Source organism: Roseateles sp. NT4, assembly GCF_051857475.1.
GTDB lineage: Bacteria > Pseudomonadota > Gammaproteobacteria > Burkholderiales > Burkholderiaceae_C > Pelomonas.
This window is the reverse complement of the sequence record NZ_JBPZGZ010000007.1, coordinates 236,104-250,926: the sequence shown is the minus strand read 5'-3', so window position 1 is coordinate 250,926 and position 14,823 is coordinate 236,104. Positions and strand designations below refer to the sequence as shown.

The window sequence follows — 14,823 nt, the reverse complement described above, 5'->3', positions numbered from 1 at the left end:
ATGAACCGCTATCCGCTCTGGAAGTACGCGATCCTGCTCGTCGCGCTGCTGATCGGCACGTTGTACACGTTGCCCAATCTGTTCCCCGACGCACCGGCCGTGCAGGTGTCCTCGGCCAAGGTCACCGTCAAGATCGATACGGCCCTGCAGGGCCGCATCGAGACCGCGCTCAAGGAAGCCGGTATCCAGGCGGACTATGTGCAGTTCGACGGCAACTCCATCAAGGCGCGTTTCGGCGACACCGACACCCAGCTCAAGGCCAAGGACGCCGTCAACAAGGCGCTCAACCCCGACGCCGCAGAGCCCAGCTATATCGTCGCGCTGAACCTGCTGTCGCGCTCGCCGCAATGGCTGTCCAGCCTGCATGCCAATCCCATGTATCTGGGCCTGGACCTGCGCGGTGGCGTGCACTTCCTGATGCAGGTCGACATGAAGGCGGCCCTGACCAAGAAGGCCGACGCACTGGCCGGTGACGCGCGCTCCATGCTGCGCGACAAGAACATCCGCCACGCCGGCATCAGCCGCGAAGGCAACACGGTCGTCATCGCCTTCCGCGACGCCGAGCAGCGCACCGCCGCGACCGACCTGCTGAAGAACCAGCTGCCCGACGTCATCTGGACGCCCTCGGGCGCGGGCACCGAACTGCAGCTGGCCGGCAGCCTGGCGCCCAAGGCCCAGCTCGCCGTGCAGGATGCGGCCGTCAAGCAGAACATCACGACGCTGCACAACCGCGTCAACGAACTCGGCGTCTCCGAGCCCGTCATCCAGCAGCAGGGCGCCGACCGCGTCGTCGTGCAGCTGCCCGGCGTGCAGGACTCGGCCCGGGCCGAAAAGATCATCGGCCGCACCGCCACGCTGGAACTGCGCATGGTGGACGACGGCACCGAGGCGCTGGAAGCCCTGCGCGGCAACGGCCCCGTGCCCTTCGGCACCGAGCGCTATATCGACCGCGGCTTCGGCCCCATCATCGTCAAGAAGCAGGTGGTGCTGACCGGCGACGCCCTCATCGACGCCCAGACCGGCTTCGACGAGAACCACCAGCCCTCCGTCGACCTGACGCTGGATGCCAAGGGCTCGCGCATCTTCAAGGACCTGACGCGCGAGAACGTCGGCAAGCGCATGGCCATCATCCTGTTCGAAAAGGGCAAGGGCGAGGTCGTGACGGCACCGGTCATCCGCAGCGAGATCCCGAACGGTCGCGTCAAGATCTCGGGCGCCATGACGACGCAGGACGCCAACGACACGGCCCTGCTGCTGCGCGCCGGCTCGCTGGCCGCGCCGATGGAAATCATCGAGTCGCGCACCATCGGCCCGAGCCTGGGCAAGGAAAACATCGACAAGGGCATTGCCAGCGTGAAGTGGGGCTTCGCCGCCGTGGCCGGCTTCATGTGCGTCTACTACCTGCTGTTCGGCGTGTTCTCGTCGCTGGCCCTGGGCTTCAACCTACTGCTGCTGATCGCGGCCCTGTCGCTGATGCAGGCCACGCTGAGCCTGCCGGGCATCGCGGCCATCGCGCTGGTGCTGGGCATGGCCATCGACTCCAACGTGCTGATCAACGAGCGCGTGCGGGAGGAGCTGCGCGGCGGCGAGTCGCCCCAGCAGGCCATCCGACTCGGCTATGAACGCGCCTGGGCCACCATCCTGGACTCCAACGTGACGACGCTGATCGCCGGCGTGGCGCTGCTGGTGTTCGGCTCCGGCCCCATCAAGGGCTTTGCCGTCGTGCACTGCCTGGGCATCCTGACCTCGATGTTCTCGTCCGTCGTGTTCTCGCGCGGCCTCGTGAACCTCTGGTACGGCCGCCAGAAGAAGCTCAAGAGCGTGTCCATCGGCCAGGTCTGGAAGCCTGAAGCTGAGGCCACCGACGTCGCCGCGAAAGCCTGAGGAAGCTGGAACATGGAACTCTTTCGCATCAAGCGCGACCTGCCGCTGATGAAGCATGCGTTGATCTTCAACGCCATCTCCTTCATCACCTTCGCGGCCGCGGTGTTCTTCCTGATCACCCGCCCCCTGCATTTCTCCATCGAATTCACCGGCGGCACCGTCATCGAGGTGGCCTACCCGCAGGCGGCCGAGATCGAGAAGACCCGCGCCATCATCGAGAAGATGGGCTATGGCGAAGTCCAGGTGCAGAACTTCGGTTCTTCCCGTGACGTCATGATCCGCCTGCCGGTGCGTGCCGGCGAGAAGCAGACCGAGGTGGTCGGCAAGGTCTTCGGCGAGCTGTGCGTGGCCGAAGCCGGCTCGGTCAGTGAACACCAGGAAGTGACGGCCCAGGGCGAGCAGGTCAGCAAGCAGATCTGCAAGAAGCCCGATGGCGCTGAGCCGATCAAGCTGTCGCGCTCCGAGGTGGTCGGCCCGGCCGTCGGCGCCGAACTGGCCCAGGACGCCGCCAAGGCCCTGGCCGTGACGGTGGCCGGCATCATGATCTACCTGGCCATCCGCTTCGAATGGAAGTTCGCGCTGGCCGGCATCATCGCCAACCTGCACGACGTGGTCATCATCCTGGGCTTCTTCGCCTTCTTCCAGTGGGAGTTCTCGCTGGCGGTGCTGGCGGCGGTGCTGGCGGTGCTGGGCTATTCGGTCAACGAGTCGGTCGTCATCTTCGACCGGGTGCGCGAGGCTTTCCGCAAGTTCCGCAAGATGAACACCCACGAGGTCATCGACCACGCCATCACCTCGACGATGAGCCGCACCATCATCACCCACGGCTGTACCCAGCTGATGGTGGTGTCCATGCTGCTGTTCGGCGGCCCGACGCTGCACTACTTCGCCGTCGCGCTGACCATCGGCATCCTGTTCGGCATCTATTCCTCGGTGTTCGTGGCCGCTGCCATCGCGATGTGGCTGGGTGTCAAGCGGGAGGATCTGGTCAAGGTCGCCGTGAATCGTGACGACCCCAACGATCCGAACTCCGGAGCCGTCGTGTAGAGTGATCGCAACCATTCACTCCAGCCGCGCAGCCCACACCCGTCCATGACCGCCGCTCGTAACCAGGCCCTGGCGACCCAGGCGCGGCGCGTCTATCTGGAAGCCCTGGTGCGCGGCATGACGCCGCTGATTGCCGCTGTCGGCCAGGGCGCCGCCCATTTGCTGGCCCAGGGAGCGCCGCACGCCATCATGATGGCCCGGCGCGACGCGGTGCAGGCCTGGCAGAAGCTGGGACCCAACTGGCAGATGGCCGTGGTGGCGGCCTTGCGCCATGCGGCCGTGCATGGCGTCTCCGACAACGCCCGCGAGCACGACTCGACGGTGCCGTCCCATTCGCTGAAGATGAGCCTGGTCGACGACTCGACCATCGAGCGCGAAATCACCAGCTCCCGCCTGGCCCTGGTCATGATGGACCGGGCCACCTGGGAGTTCACCGACCTGCGCACCCGCATGCAGGCCCTCGAGGCCCACGACGACCTGGAGCCGCTGGACCTGCTGCGCGCCCACGTCGTCGCCCGCCTCGCGCTGGACGCCTGGACCCGCAGCGGGCTGGACGCCAACATCTGGCAGCTGCTGCACCACGAGCTGCACGAGGAGTTCGCCCAGCTCATCAGCGAGGCCTACCACGAGACCAACCGCTGGCTGATCGCCCAGAAGGTGCTGCCCGAGGTCGACCTGCGTCCTTTCATCCGCCGCACTGCCCAGGCTGCCGCCGCGGCCACCGCTGCCGCAACGGGCGTGCCGGCGCCACCGCCACCGCCGGTGTCGCCCGGGCCCGGCCTCGCGCCCACGTCCGGTCCGATGCCCATGTCACCGAGCTCGACGGCACGCAGCAAGGCCAGCAGCCAGGCCGACGAGGTCATGGCCCAGTTGCAGCGGGTGCTGGCCCGCCACGTGCCCGGCTTCCCGGTCACCAAGAGCCAGGTGCCGGCCCGGCCTGGTGCCGGCAAGCCCAGCCTCGCCGATGCGACGCCCAGCCATCCCGGCGCGCTGAGCGGTGGTGGGGGATCTGAGATTGCTGCCGGCGGCGCGCGTCCGTCCCTGGCCGATGCCCCGTCCGCCGCTGCCGCGGTCGCCTCCCCGCGGCTGATGGGCGCCATCAAGCACGCCCAGGAATCCCTGCAGCGCCGCCCGGGTGCGAGCGGCGTCGACACCAGCGGCAACGGCGGCCCCATCAGCGCCCCGCGCGCGCTGGAGGAGATCGGGGCGCGCAACCAGGCCTTCAAGCAGGTCCTGAAACAGGCGGCCAGCAACCCGGCCGAGCGCGCCACCATCGAGATCGTTGCGATGATGTTCCAGAGCATCCTGACCGAGGAGCGCATCCCGGCCACGGTGCGGGTCTGGTTCGCGCGCCTGCAGATGCCGGTGCTGCGCGTCGCGGTCTCCGAGCCCGATTTCTTCGCCGCTGCCGACCACCCTGCGCGTCGTCTCATCGACCGCATGGGCGCCTGCGTGATGGGCTTCAACACCGTCCACAACACCGGCCCCGGCGCCGAGCGCGCCAGCAGCGACGCGCTGGAGCGCGAGATCAAGCGCGTCGTGCAGGTCGTCGAGGCCTACCCGGATACCGGCCGGCGCGTCTTCGCGACGGTGCTGACCGAGTTCGAGAAGTTCCTCGACCACTACTTCGAGAACGAGAACCAGGCCTCCAAGCGTGGCGTGTCGCTGGCCCAGCAGGTCGAGCAGCGCGAGACCCTGGCCATCCAGTACACCATCGAGCTGCGCAAGATGCTGTCCGAGGTGCCGGTGCAGGATGGCGTGCGCGACTTCCTCTTCCACGTCTGGGCCGATGTGCTGGCCGTGACGGCGGTGCGCGCGGGTGCCCAGTCCGACGTCACCAAGTCCATGAAGCGCGCCGCGGCCGACCTGATCTGGAGCGCCAGTTCCAAGGCCTCGCGCGAGGAGCGGGCCGAGGTCATTCGCCGCCTGCCGCCGCTGCTCAAGACCCTGCGCGACGGCATGAGTCATGCCGGCCTGCCGACCGACAAGCAGGACGAGCATGTGCGCCAGCTCAACAACGCGCTGGCCGCCGCCTTCACGGCCAAGACGGCTGCCATCCCGCGCGAGCGCCTGGATGAGTTGATGGACCAGCTCGAGACGCTGGAAGCCATGCTGCCCGAGGACATCGAAGGCGGCGACAGCCATGTCGACGAGATGCTGGTGCGCGACCTGTCCGGCCACGAGTCCGAGGGCATGGAAGTCGTTGCCGAGGGCGGCTCGGCGCCGACGCCGGCCATGGTGGCCTGGGCCCGCGAACTGCAGGTGGGCGGCTGGTTCATGCTGGACTACCGCGGTCGCAACGAGCAGGTGCAGCTGGCCTGGCGCGGCCTGCGCAAGCAGCTCGCCCTCTTCGTCACGCCCAAGGGCCGCGGCGTGCTCTTCTCGCTGAACCGCATGGCGGCCTTCCTGCAGGCCGGCCTGCTGCTGCCGGCCCAGGACGAGGCCCTGACCGTGCAGGCCACGCGCAAGGCGCTGGCCAAGCTGGATGCGGACCCGGCGCAGCTTCTGAAGTGATTGCGGGTCAGACCTGGGCGCGCAGCGCACTGCTCTGACCCCAACTGATCCTGAAACTGATTTCGGAATTGAAAACGGCGCCTGAGGCGCCGTTTCTGTTTGTGATCCTGGATCAGTGGATCAGCCGGTCTTCCGGTGCGACGAAGAGTTCGTCCAGGATCAGTGCATCGGGTTCCTCACCCAGGCTCCAGAACACCATCAGCACGATGATCTTCAGGTCTTCCAGGTCCATGGGAGCGCCGGAGATGGCCATGGCGCGATCGATGACCATCTCGCGCATGGGGCCGGGCAGCACGCCGGCCGATTCGAGGAAGCTGATGAAGCCGATGGAGGCTTCGCCCAGGTGCTCGATCTCTGCGGGCGAGTAGACCCGCATCGCGTGCGCGCTCTGCTCACCCCGGTAGGACTCGCCCGACGCGGCCAGGCCGTCCAGCCAGGAGAGGGCCTCCTGGATTTCGTCGTTCTCGAAGCCCACCGCCGTCAGCTTGCGCGCGAGCTGCGCATGGTCGGGGCAGGCGTCCGGGCGCCAATAGGTCTCGTAGAGATAAACCAGGACATCGAACATCGTGAGGGGATGATAGCCCAGGGTCTGGCGGGCCCCGGACGCGAATAACCCCTCGGATCGGGCTCTGATATCCGCGGTTAAGCTCGCTATCCCGCCCTGCGGCGCTGGAAAAGCTGGCCTGCCAGCCGGGCCACCTGGCCGTCGAGTTCCAGCTCCAGCAAGGCCGCGCTCAGCTCGGCCGCCGGCCAGCCGCAGCGGGCCATCAGGGCATCCAGGCTGACCGGGTCGAAGCCCATCGCGTCCAGCAGGGCCTGCTGTTCGTGCGGTGTCTCGTCAATCTCCGCTTTCGCGACGAGGGTGCCCAGGGGCGGCAGTTCTTCCAGCACGTCCTCGGCCGATTCGACCAGCTTGGCGCCCTGGCGGATCAGCGCATGGCAGCCGCGCGCCTGCGGCGAGTGGATGGAGCCCGGGATGGCAAACACCTCGCGGCCGGCCTCGGCGGCCTGGCGGGCCGTGATCAGCGAGCCCGACTGCACGGCCGCTTCAACGACCAGGCAGCCCTGCGTCAGGCCGGCAATGATGCGGTTGCGTTTCGGGAAGTTGGCCTGGGTGATGGGCGTGCCCAGTGAGTATTCACTGACGATGAGGCCGTTGCTGGCCAGCAGCCGGGCCGCCAGACCTTCGTTGCGGCGCGGATAGACCTGGTCCAGGCCGGTGCCGACGACGGCGATGGTGGCGCCGCCCGCGTCCAGGGCGCCCTCGTGCGCAGCTGCGTCCACGCCCAGGGCCAGGCCGGAAACGATGGTGTAGCCGGCCTGCGCCAGCGAGCGGGCGAAGGCGCGGGCGTTGTCGCCGCCCTGGGCGGTCGGGTTGCGGCTGCCGACGACAGCGATGGACGGTGTGCCCAGCAGTTCGCGCCGGCCCTGCAGCCACAGCAGCAGCGGTGGGTCGGCCGTGGCCAGCAGGCGGGGCGGATAGTCGGCCTCGCCGAGTACGAGCAGGTCATGGCCAGGCTGCTGCAGCCAGGCGCCGGCCTGGGCTGTCAATTCGGCGAGATGCTCGGGCGGGCGGTTGAAGGCTTCGCGCTGCTTGCCCGACAGGGCCTGATCCAGGGCTGCGGCGGGCAGTTCGAAGACAGCCTGCGGGCTGCCCGCCATGGCCAGCAGGCGCCGGGCGGCGGCCGGGCCGAGGCTTTCGGTCAGCCTCAGCCAAGCCGCCAGCTCGGCGCTCTCCAGCATGTCAGTGGATTGCGGGCCGAGCGCCGGGCCGTTCCCCAGCCGGCTCGCCCTGGCGATGTGCTTGCCAAGGTACTCCTTGGACGAGGGGCGCCATCTTCAGGGCTGGGTGAAGCGGTCGCCCGGCCGGACAGGTTCCTTGACCGAGATGATCAGCGCATAGGACACGCGCTCGTAGACCTCGAAGACGAACAGCACGCCATGGCGCTCGTCGGGCAGCTTGATGTTTTCAGCCTTCTCTTGGGTCTTGTCCACGACGGCGTCCCCATCACGCCACAGCGCGAACACATGGCCGCGCTCGACGCCGTCGCGCTTGCCGCGGTTCAGGGCGACGATCTGGTTCTGGCCGGCATTGATGGCCTCGCCATAGATGGACACGATTTGACCCGCGAGGGCCTTGTCCGGCGCGTGAGGCACATAGCGATCGAGGTTGCGCGAGGGTGCAGGCGCCAGGCGGTCGCCGACGCCGACCTCCTGCTTGATCTGCTTGATGGACACGGTGGCCGGCACGATCTGCGTCTTGCCGTCGGGCCCGGCGCGCTCTTCGCCGAGGCGTGTCAGCTCGGCCATGCCGACGTAGGGCGCCTCGTAGCCGAGCACTTCCTTGGTGGCCGGATCGGTCAGCGGGCGGGCATTGCGGAAGACGCGGAAGTCGGTGCCGCTGCCGAAGTCGCCGCGGGCGTAGGCGAGGTCGCCCTGGCCGAGCAGCACGTGGCCCTCCTGTGCCGCGACGATGCGCGGCGCCGTCGCCAGCGCGTCGGTCTCGAAGACGACGGCGTCGGTCAGGAAGGGCTGGATCAGGTGCATCGGGATGCTCGCGATGGGGCTGGCGTCCAGGGCCGAGATGCGCATCTGCGGGCGCAGCTTGACGACACCGTTGTTGCTCCCGCCCACGTTCTGGCCCATCTGCAGGCGGGCGCGGCCGTCGACCTTGACCAGCATCAGCACCTGGCCGGGGTAGATCAGGTGGGGGTTGCGGATCTGGTCACGGTTCATGCCCCAGAGCTCGGGCCAGCGCCACGGGCTCTTCAGGAACAGGGCCGAGATGTCCCACAGGGTGTCGCCGGCCTTGACCACATGCTGGTCGGGCGCGTTGGGGGACAGCTCGGACAGCGGTATGCCGGCACTGGCGACCTGCTCGGCCACGTGGCGCTGTTCGGCCGTGATGGGCAGGTGGCTGGCTTGGGCCCAGGCTGAGCTTGTCGCAAGGGTCAGGCAGGCCACAAGGACAGAAATTTGGGCGGGGCGGGCAGCGGGCATCGGGAGCGGTCTCCGAAGGGATTGCCGGATCGGCGAAAATCCAGGCGATTCTGCCCGCAATCACCGGGGGCAACCAACAAACGCTAGCGCTCGTTTGCGAGTGCTTACAAGGCGCCATGGCTCAACTCCACATCCTTCGCTATCCCGATCCGCGCCTGCACACCGTCGCCAAACCCGTGGCCGCCGTGGACGAACGCATCCGCCAGCTCGTCGATGACATGCTGGAAACCATGTATGACGCCGATGGTGTCGGCCTGGCCGCGACCCAGGTGGACGTGCACGAGCGCGTCATCGTCATCGATACGTCGCAGGATCGCGACACTCCGCGCGTGCTGATCAACCCCGAATTGGTGAAAACCAGCGATCGCATGGTCGACGGCGAGGAAGGTTGCCTGTCCGTCCCGCAGATCTACGACAAGGTGCCCCGCCACGCCGAGGTCACCGTGCGCGCCACCAACCGCGATGGCGAGGTCTATGAATTCGACGCCGATGGCCTGCTGGCCGTCTGCGTGCAGCACGAGATGGACCATCTGATGGGCAAAGTCTTCGTCGAATACCTGAGCCCGCTCAAGCGCGACCGCATCAAGACCAAGATGGTCAAGAAGGCGCGCGAAGAGGAAGCAGAAGCCAAGAAGCGCAACCAGCGCCTCTGATCGCCATGCGCGTTGTCTTTGCCGGCACGCCGGAATTCGCGGCCGTCGCGCTGGACGCCATCCTGGCGGCCGGCTTCACGGTGCCCCTGGTGCTGACCCAGCCCGACCGCCCGGCCGGGCGCGGCATGAAGCTGCAGGCCTCGGCCGTCAAGCAGCGCGCCGTGGCCGCTGGCTTGCCCGTCGCCCAGCCCCAGGGCCTGAAGCTGGACGGCAAATACGCCGTCGATGCCGCTGCGGCGCGCGAAGCCCTGCTGGCCGCGGACGCGGACGTCATGGTCGTCGCCGCCTATGGCCTGATCCTGCCGCAATGGGTGCTGGACACCCCCCGGCGCGGTTGCCTGAACATCCACGCCTCGCTGCTGCCGCGCTGGCGCGGCGCGGCGCCCATCCACCGCGCCATCGAGGCGGGCGACGCCGAGACCGGCATCACCATCATGCAGATGGACGCGGGCCTGGATACCGGCGACATGCTGCTGGTCGGCCGCGAGACCATCCGTGGCGACGACACCACGGCCGTCCTGCACGACCGGCTGGCCGCTCAAGGCGGCCGGCTCATCGTCGAGGCCTTGCAGGCCGCCGGCCTGGTGCGCACGCCGCAGCCGGCCGAGGGTGTTACCTACGCTCACAAGATCGAGAAGGCCGAGAGCACCATCGACTGGAAGCAGCCGGCTGCCGAGATCGAGCGCCGCCTGCGCGCCTTCGATCCCTTCCCGGGCGGCGTCGCGACGCTGGCGGGTGAGGCGGTCAAGGTCTGGCGGGCCGAGGTTGTCGAAGGCAGTGGCACGCCGGGTGAAGTCATTGCCCCCGGCCCGGTCGTCGCCTGCGGCCAGGGAGCCCTGAAGCTCACCGAGTTGCAACGCGCCGGCGGCAAGCGTGGGCCCGCGGCGGCCTTCCTGCAGGCCCGGCCCATTGCCGTCGGCGAACGCTTCGACGCTTGAAGTGCAGCCGACATGGCACCATCTGCCACGTCACCTGTCACTCTGAAAGCGTACTGAGATGTTCAACCTCGTGAAGACCGCCGTCCTGATGGCAGCCATCACGGCGCTGTTCATGGTCATCGGCGCCTTCATCGGCGGCCAGACGGGCATGCTGATTGCGCTGCTGGTGGCCGCCGGCATGAACTTCTTCGCCTACTGGTTCTCGGCCGACATGGTGCTGCGCATGTACAACGCCCAGCAGGTCGACGAGAGCTCGGCACCGCAGTTCTACGGCATGGTGCGTGAGTTGGCCCAGCGGGCCGGCCTGCCCATGCCCAAGGTCTACCTGATCCAGGAAGACGCTCCCAACGCCTTTGCCACCGGCCGCAACCCCGAGCATGCCGCGGTCGCCGCGACGACAGGCATCCTGCGCGTGCTGTCCGAGCGCGAACTGCGTGGCGTCATGGCCCACGAGCTGGCCCATGTGGCCCACCGCGACATCCTGATCAGCACGGTCAGTGCGACCATGGCCGGCGCCATCTCCATGCTGGCCAATTTCGCGGCCTTCTTTGGCGGCCGCGACGAGAGCGGCCGCCCGACCAACCCGCTGGCCGGCATCGCCATCGCCTTCCTGGCCCCCATCGCCGCCGGCCTGATCCAGATGGCCATCAGCCGCGCCCGCGAGTTCGAGGCCGACCGCGGCGGCGCCGAGATCTGTGGCGACCCCGCCGCCCTGGCTTCGGCCCTGGACAAGATCCACCGGGTCGCCCAGGGCATCCCCCTCGCGCCAGCCGAGGCCCACCCCGAGACGGCGCAGATGATGATCATGAATCCGCTGTCCGGCGGCGGCTGGCGCGGCTGGTTCTCCACCCACCCGCCGACCGAGGAACGCGTCACGCGGCTGCTCGCCATGGTGAAGCGCTGAGCCGCCATGACCTCAAGTTGGCGCCACCCCGGCCGATAGCTGAGCCCATGAAGCGCCTTCTTCTAGCCCTGCCCCTGCTCGCCGCCCTGTCCGCCTGCGAGCAGCTGGGCATCGACGACCCCGTGAAGGTGGCCGCCGCCAAGGAGGCCGAGGGCAAGGCCATCGGCAGCGCCTGCCGGCACGCGATGCGCGCCATCGAGGACTGCTATGTGCTGAACCCCCGGGCCCAAAAGGCCGCCGTCTACGCCGGCTGGCGCGAGATGGACGAGTACATGCGCGAGAACAAGCTCGAAGGCGTCACGCCCGTTGTGCCGCGCCCGGGCTCGGTCAAGCCCAAGGACGACGAGGCCGACGCCAAGCCGGCCGAGAAACCCGCTGAAAAAGCGCCCGAAAAGGCGCCGGAGAAGGCCAAAGGCCACTGACGGCTGGCGCGCCCAGCCGCATTTCAGGCCTCCGATCCTGCGCATCGTCACCTGCCCCGGGCGGCGGGTTCGGCGGCTCGGCACCATGGGAACCATCACAACCCCGATGGAGCCCGCGATGAACACCTCCCGCCGCCTTTTTGCCCTCAGCCTCGTCGCCGCCGCCACCGTCTGCAGCACGGCCCAGGCCTGGAGCTGGAGCAGCAACAGCGAACGCATCAACGGCAATGGCGACATCGCCACCGAGGCCCGCGATACCGGCGCCTTCGATGCCGTGGCCACCGCCGGTGGCTTCAACATCGTCATCCGCCAGGGCAATGGCACCAAGGTCGAGGTCAAGGCCGACCGCAACCTGCTGCCCTATATCGAGACCAAGGTCGTCGAAGGCGGCAAGGGTCGCACCCTGCAGGTCGAGCCCAAGAAGGGCTTCAACATCAACACCTCCACCAACCCCAGCCTGACCATCGAGATGCCGGCCCTGCGCGCCGTGTCGGTGGCCGGCTCCGGCACCATCAAGGTCGAGGCCATGAAGACGGCCGGTGTCGACGCGTCCATCGCCGGCTCGGGCGACATCCGCTTCACCGGGCTGGACGCCGAGCGCCTGGGCATGAAGGTCAGCGGCAGCGGCGACATCGTCGCGGCCGGCCGCTGCGCCAACGCCCAGGTGACCATTGCCGGCAGCGGTGACGTGAAGGCGGCCGACCTGGTGGCCGAGGAGGTCAAGGTCAGCATCGCCGGCAGCGGCGACGCCCAGGTCAACGCGACCAAGCGCCTGAACGTCACCATCGCCGGCAGCGGCGACGTGAAGTACGCCGGCTCGCCGGAGATCAACTCCAACGTCGCCGGCAGCGGCAAGGTCCGCCGCATCGGGCAGTAAACGGGCCACCCTGGCTTCGCCACCGGGGCCCGCAGGCTCAAAGGCTGGCGAAGTCAGGGGAAACCCGTCCGGCACCGACAATGGCGGCATGAGCTGGACCTCCAGGCTGCGCGCGCTTGCAGCCGACCCCGATTTCCGCCAAGGCGCGCGCGACATGGCCTCCCCTTCGCTGGGGCTGGCCGCCTGGGGCCTGGTGACCGGCGTCACGATGGTGAAGAGCGGCCTCAGCCTGCCGCTGGCCATGGGCATGTCCCTGCTGGTGTTCGCCGGCAGCGCCCAGCTGACGGCCCTGCCGCTGATTGCCGCCGGCGCGCCGCTGTGGGTGCTGCTGGCCACGGCCTTCTGCGTCAACCTGCGCTTCGTCATCTTCAGCGCGCAGTGGCGCAACTACTTCGCCCACCTGCCGCGGGCCCGTCGCCTGACGCTGACCTACTTCGCAGCCGACCTGAACTTCGTCTACTTCGTGAAGCGCTACCCCGACCCGGTGCCGTTGCCCGAACAGCGGCGCTACTTCTGGGGCGGCGTGGCCGTGAACTGGCCGACCTGGCAGGTCTGCTCCTTCACCGGCATCCTGCTGGCCGATCGCATCCCGACCCACTGGGGCATCGACTTCGCCGGCGTCATGGCCTTGCTGGGCCTGTCCTATTCGCTGCTGACCGAGAAGCTGTTGTGGTGGGTGGCGATCACGGCGGGCGCGGTGTCAATCGCGACCTATTCCCTGCCCCTCAAGCTCAACATCCTGTGCGCCATCGTGGCCGCGGGGTGTGTGGGCTGGTGGCTGGATGCGCGAAAGGCCGCGAAATGAGCGAACCCATGATCTGGATCGCGCTGTTCGGCCTGGGCGCCATCACCGTGCTGACGCGGGGCTTCTTCATGATCGGCGACAAGCCCCTGCCCGTCCCCGACTGGTTGCGCGAGCTGCTCAAGGTCGCCCCGCTGGCCGCGCTGATGGCCGTTGTGGCGCCCGCGATCTTCATGACGCACGACCATGTCATCACGACCTGGCAGGACGCACGCTGGCCCGCGGCGGTGGCCGCCACGGCCTACTACTTCTGGCGCAAGGGCATCTTGGGCACCATCCTGGTGGGCATGGCGGTGATGCTCCCACTCAAGCTCGGACTCGGTTGGTAACAATTTGCCCCGCGCCCAGTTTTGCCGCGCTGAACGCGGGCGAAAACTGGTCGGTCCCCCGAGGGGACACGCTGCTTGCGGCATTGAGCCCCAAGCACATCGCCTGCGGGCCGGCTTGGGGCGGCCCGGCGCCGGTCCGCGGTTTCAACGCAGTTCGGCTGAGAGCAGGGGCGAGAATCGGGGAAGTTTTCCCGTCATCCACTGCTCCGTCCCACCATGAACGTCATCCGCTTCTCCGACCTGATCGCCGCCGGCAAGGTCTCTGGCCAACGCGTCTTCATCCGCGCCGACCTCAACGTGCCGCAGGACGACAACGGCAAGATCACCGAGGACACCCGCATCCGCGCCTCGCTGCCCGCCATCCAGATGGCCCTGGATGCCGGCGCCGCCGTCATGGTCACCTCCCACCTGGGCCGCCCGACCGAGGGCGAGTTCAAGCCCGAGGACTCGCTGGCCCCGGTGGCCGAGCGCATGGCCGAGCTGCTGGGCCGCCCGGTGCCGCTGCAGCGCGACTGGGTCGACACCGTCTCCGTCGCCCCGGGTCAGCTGGTGCTGCTGGAGAACTGCCGCCTGAACAAGGGTGAGAAGAAGTGCAACGAGGAGCTGTCGAAGAAGCTGGCCGCCTTGTGCGACATCTTCGTGCACGACGCTTTCGGCACCGCCCACCGCGCCGAGGCAACGACCTATGGCATCGCCAAGTACGCCAAGATCGCCTGCGCCGGCCCGCTGCTGGCCGCCGAGATCGACGCGATCACCAAGGCCCTGGCCAACCCGCGCCGCCCGCTGGTGGCCATCGTCGCCGGCTCCAAGGTGTCGACCAAGCTGACCATCCTGCAGAGCCTGGCGAGCAAGGTCGACGGCCTCATCGTCGGCGGCGGCATCGCCAACACCTTCATGCTGGCCGCCGGCCTGAAGATCGGCAAGTCGCTGGCCGAGCCCGACTTGGTCGACCAAGCCAAGGCCGTCATGGACGCCATGGCCGCGCGCGGCGCGGAGGTGCCCATCCCCGAGGACGTCGTGACGGCCAAGACCTTTGCCGCCGGCGCGACAGCCTCCGTCAAGGCAGCCACCGATGTCGAGGACGATGACCTCATCCTCGACATCGGCCCCAAGACCGCCGCCAAGCTGGCCGACAAGCTCAAGTCCGCCGGCACCATCGTCTGGAACGGTCCGGTCGGCGTGTTCGAGTTCCCGGCTTTCGCGCAGGGCACCGAGACCATTGCCCGCGCCATCGCCGAGAGCGTCGCCTTCAGCATCGCCGGTGGTGGTGACACGCTGGCGGCCATTGCCAAGTACGGCATCGAGAAGGACGTCGGCTACATCTCCACCGGCGGCGGCGCCTTCCTGGAAGTGCTGGAAGGCAAGACCCTGCCGGCCTTCGAGATCCTGGCCAAGCGCGCGGCGGCCTGACGGAGGACCGGCGACCTGCCAGTCGCCGGTCACGATTTCACGT

General features: G+C 68.3%; 14 protein-coding genes. 11 read left to right on the top strand and 3 right to left on the bottom strand.

What is annotated here, in order from left to right; translation table 11 throughout:
- The 3 genes from secD to ACS5PN_RS29835 are packed head-to-tail and all read left to right on the top strand — an operon-like array spanning position 1 to position 5,445.
- A complete protein-coding gene (secD, locus tag ACS5PN_RS29845; RefSeq protein WP_439467655.1) occupies positions 1-1,884 on the top strand; it encodes a protein translocase subunit SecD in 1,884 nt (627 codons plus the stop codon).
- A 12-nt stretch (positions 1,885-1,896) separates the two neighbouring features.
- On the top strand, positions 1,897-2,931 hold the full coding sequence (gene secF, locus ACS5PN_RS29840; RefSeq protein ID WP_439467654.1) for a protein translocase subunit SecF: 1,035 nt from the start codon (positions 1,897-1,899) through the stop codon (positions 2,929-2,931).
- Between the two features lie 45 nt (positions 2,932-2,976).
- Entirely contained in the window at positions 2,977-5,445 is a 2,469-nt protein-coding gene (locus tag ACS5PN_RS29835) for a DUF1631 family protein (RefSeq protein WP_439467653.1), read from the top strand.
- A gap of 112 nt (positions 5,446-5,557) precedes the next feature.
- Here ACS5PN_RS29835 and ACS5PN_RS29830 read toward each other — a convergent pair whose 3' ends face one another.
- The 3 genes from ACS5PN_RS29830 to ACS5PN_RS29820 form a co-directional block, all read right to left on the bottom strand.
- Positions 5,558-6,010, bottom strand: coding sequence for a DUF494 family protein (locus ACS5PN_RS29830; RefSeq protein ID WP_439467652.1), 453 nt, complete (start codon positions 6,008-6,010; stop codon positions 5,558-5,560).
- Between the two features lie 86 nt (positions 6,011-6,096).
- The gene (gene dprA / locus ACS5PN_RS29825; protein WP_439467697.1) at positions 6,097-7,185 is read right to left on the bottom strand and encodes a DNA-processing protein DprA; all 1,089 of its coding nucleotides are present in this window, start codon (positions 7,183-7,185) and stop codon (positions 6,097-6,099) included.
- A gap of 99 nt (positions 7,186-7,284) precedes the next feature.
- Complete coding sequence (locus ACS5PN_RS29820; protein WP_439467651.1) at positions 7,285-8,445, bottom strand: LysM peptidoglycan-binding domain-containing protein; 1,161 nt, start codon at positions 8,443-8,445, stop codon at positions 7,285-7,287.
- Between the two features lie 116 nt (positions 8,446-8,561).
- Between ACS5PN_RS29820 and def the strand changes: the two genes are divergently transcribed.
- The 8 genes from def to ACS5PN_RS29780 all read left to right on the top strand — a co-directional run bounded on the left by def (position 8,562) and on the right by ACS5PN_RS29780 (position 14,780).
- Positions 8,562-9,098 carry a peptide deformylase gene (def, locus tag ACS5PN_RS29815; RefSeq protein WP_439467650.1) on the top strand — a complete coding sequence of 179 codons (537 nt, stop codon included), beginning with the start codon at positions 8,562-8,564 and terminating at the stop codon, positions 9,096-9,098.
- Between the two features lie 5 nt (positions 9,099-9,103).
- On the top strand, positions 9,104-10,036 hold the full coding sequence (gene fmt / locus ACS5PN_RS29810) for a methionyl-tRNA formyltransferase (RefSeq protein WP_439467649.1): 933 nt from the start codon (positions 9,104-9,106) through the stop codon (positions 10,034-10,036).
- A gap of 58 nt (positions 10,037-10,094) precedes the next feature.
- Positions 10,095-10,940, top strand: a complete 846-nt coding sequence (htpX, locus tag ACS5PN_RS29805; protein WP_439467648.1) for a zinc metalloprotease HtpX — start codon at positions 10,095-10,097, stop codon at positions 10,938-10,940.
- Between the two features lie 47 nt (positions 10,941-10,987).
- On the top strand, positions 10,988-11,362 hold the full coding sequence (locus ACS5PN_RS29800; RefSeq protein WP_439467647.1) for a hypothetical protein: 375 nt from the start codon (positions 10,988-10,990) through the stop codon (positions 11,360-11,362).
- A gap of 118 nt (positions 11,363-11,480) precedes the next feature.
- Entirely contained in the window at positions 11,481-12,239 is a 759-nt protein-coding gene (locus ACS5PN_RS29795) for a head GIN domain-containing protein (RefSeq protein WP_439467646.1), read from the top strand.
- Between the two features lie 88 nt (positions 12,240-12,327).
- Positions 12,328-13,044 carry an AzlC family ABC transporter permease gene (locus ACS5PN_RS29790; protein WP_439467645.1) on the top strand — a complete coding sequence of 239 codons (717 nt, stop codon included), beginning with the start codon at positions 12,328-12,330 and terminating at the stop codon, positions 13,042-13,044.
- Complete coding sequence (locus tag ACS5PN_RS29785; RefSeq protein ID WP_439467644.1) at positions 13,041-13,370, top strand: AzlD domain-containing protein; 330 nt, start codon at positions 13,041-13,043, stop codon at positions 13,368-13,370. The genes ACS5PN_RS29790 and ACS5PN_RS29785 overlap by 4 nt, the downstream gene beginning before the upstream one ends.
- A gap of 216 nt (positions 13,371-13,586) precedes the next feature.
- Positions 13,587-14,780 carry a phosphoglycerate kinase gene (locus tag ACS5PN_RS29780; RefSeq protein ID WP_439467643.1) on the top strand — a complete coding sequence of 398 codons (1,194 nt, stop codon included), beginning with the start codon at positions 13,587-13,589 and terminating at the stop codon, positions 14,778-14,780.
- Positions 14,781-14,823 lie beyond the last annotated feature (43 nt).

Excerpts from the sequence above, each read along its gene's own strand:
- ACS5PN_RS29780 (WP_439467643.1), top strand. The coding sequence starts at position 13,587 with ATGAACGTCATCCGCTTCTCCGACCTGATCGCCGCCGGCAAGGTCTCT.
- secD (WP_439467655.1), top strand. The coding sequence starts at position 1 with ATGAACCGCTATCCGCTCTGGAAGTACGCGATCCTGCTCGTCGCGCTG.
- ACS5PN_RS29830 (WP_439467652.1), bottom strand. The coding sequence starts at position 6,010 with ATGTTCGATGTCCTGGTTTATCTCTACGAGACCTATTGGCGCCCGGAC.
- ACS5PN_RS29820 (WP_439467651.1), bottom strand. The coding sequence starts at position 8,445 with ATGCCCGCTGCCCGCCCCGCCCAAATTTCTGTCCTTGTGGCCTGCCTG.
- ACS5PN_RS29795 (WP_439467646.1), top strand. The coding sequence starts at position 11,481 with ATGAACACCTCCCGCCGCCTTTTTGCCCTCAGCCTCGTCGCCGCCGCC.
- fmt (WP_439467649.1), top strand. The coding sequence starts at position 9,104 with ATGCGCGTTGTCTTTGCCGGCACGCCGGAATTCGCGGCCGTCGCGCTG.
- ACS5PN_RS29835 (WP_439467653.1), top strand. The coding sequence starts at position 2,977 with ATGACCGCCGCTCGTAACCAGGCCCTGGCGACCCAGGCGCGGCGCGTC.
- ACS5PN_RS29800 (WP_439467647.1), top strand. The coding sequence starts at position 10,988 with ATGAAGCGCCTTCTTCTAGCCCTGCCCCTGCTCGCCGCCCTGTCCGCC.
- def (WP_439467650.1), top strand. The coding sequence starts at position 8,562 with ATGGCTCAACTCCACATCCTTCGCTATCCCGATCCGCGCCTGCACACC.
- htpX (WP_439467648.1), top strand. The coding sequence starts at position 10,095 with ATGTTCAACCTCGTGAAGACCGCCGTCCTGATGGCAGCCATCACGGCG.
- secF (WP_439467654.1), top strand. The coding sequence starts at position 1,897 with ATGGAACTCTTTCGCATCAAGCGCGACCTGCCGCTGATGAAGCATGCG.
- ACS5PN_RS29785 (WP_439467644.1), top strand. The coding sequence starts at position 13,041 with ATGAGCGAACCCATGATCTGGATCGCGCTGTTCGGCCTGGGCGCCATC.
- ACS5PN_RS29790 (WP_439467645.1), top strand. The coding sequence starts at position 12,328 with ATGAGCTGGACCTCCAGGCTGCGCGCGCTTGCAGCCGACCCCGATTTC.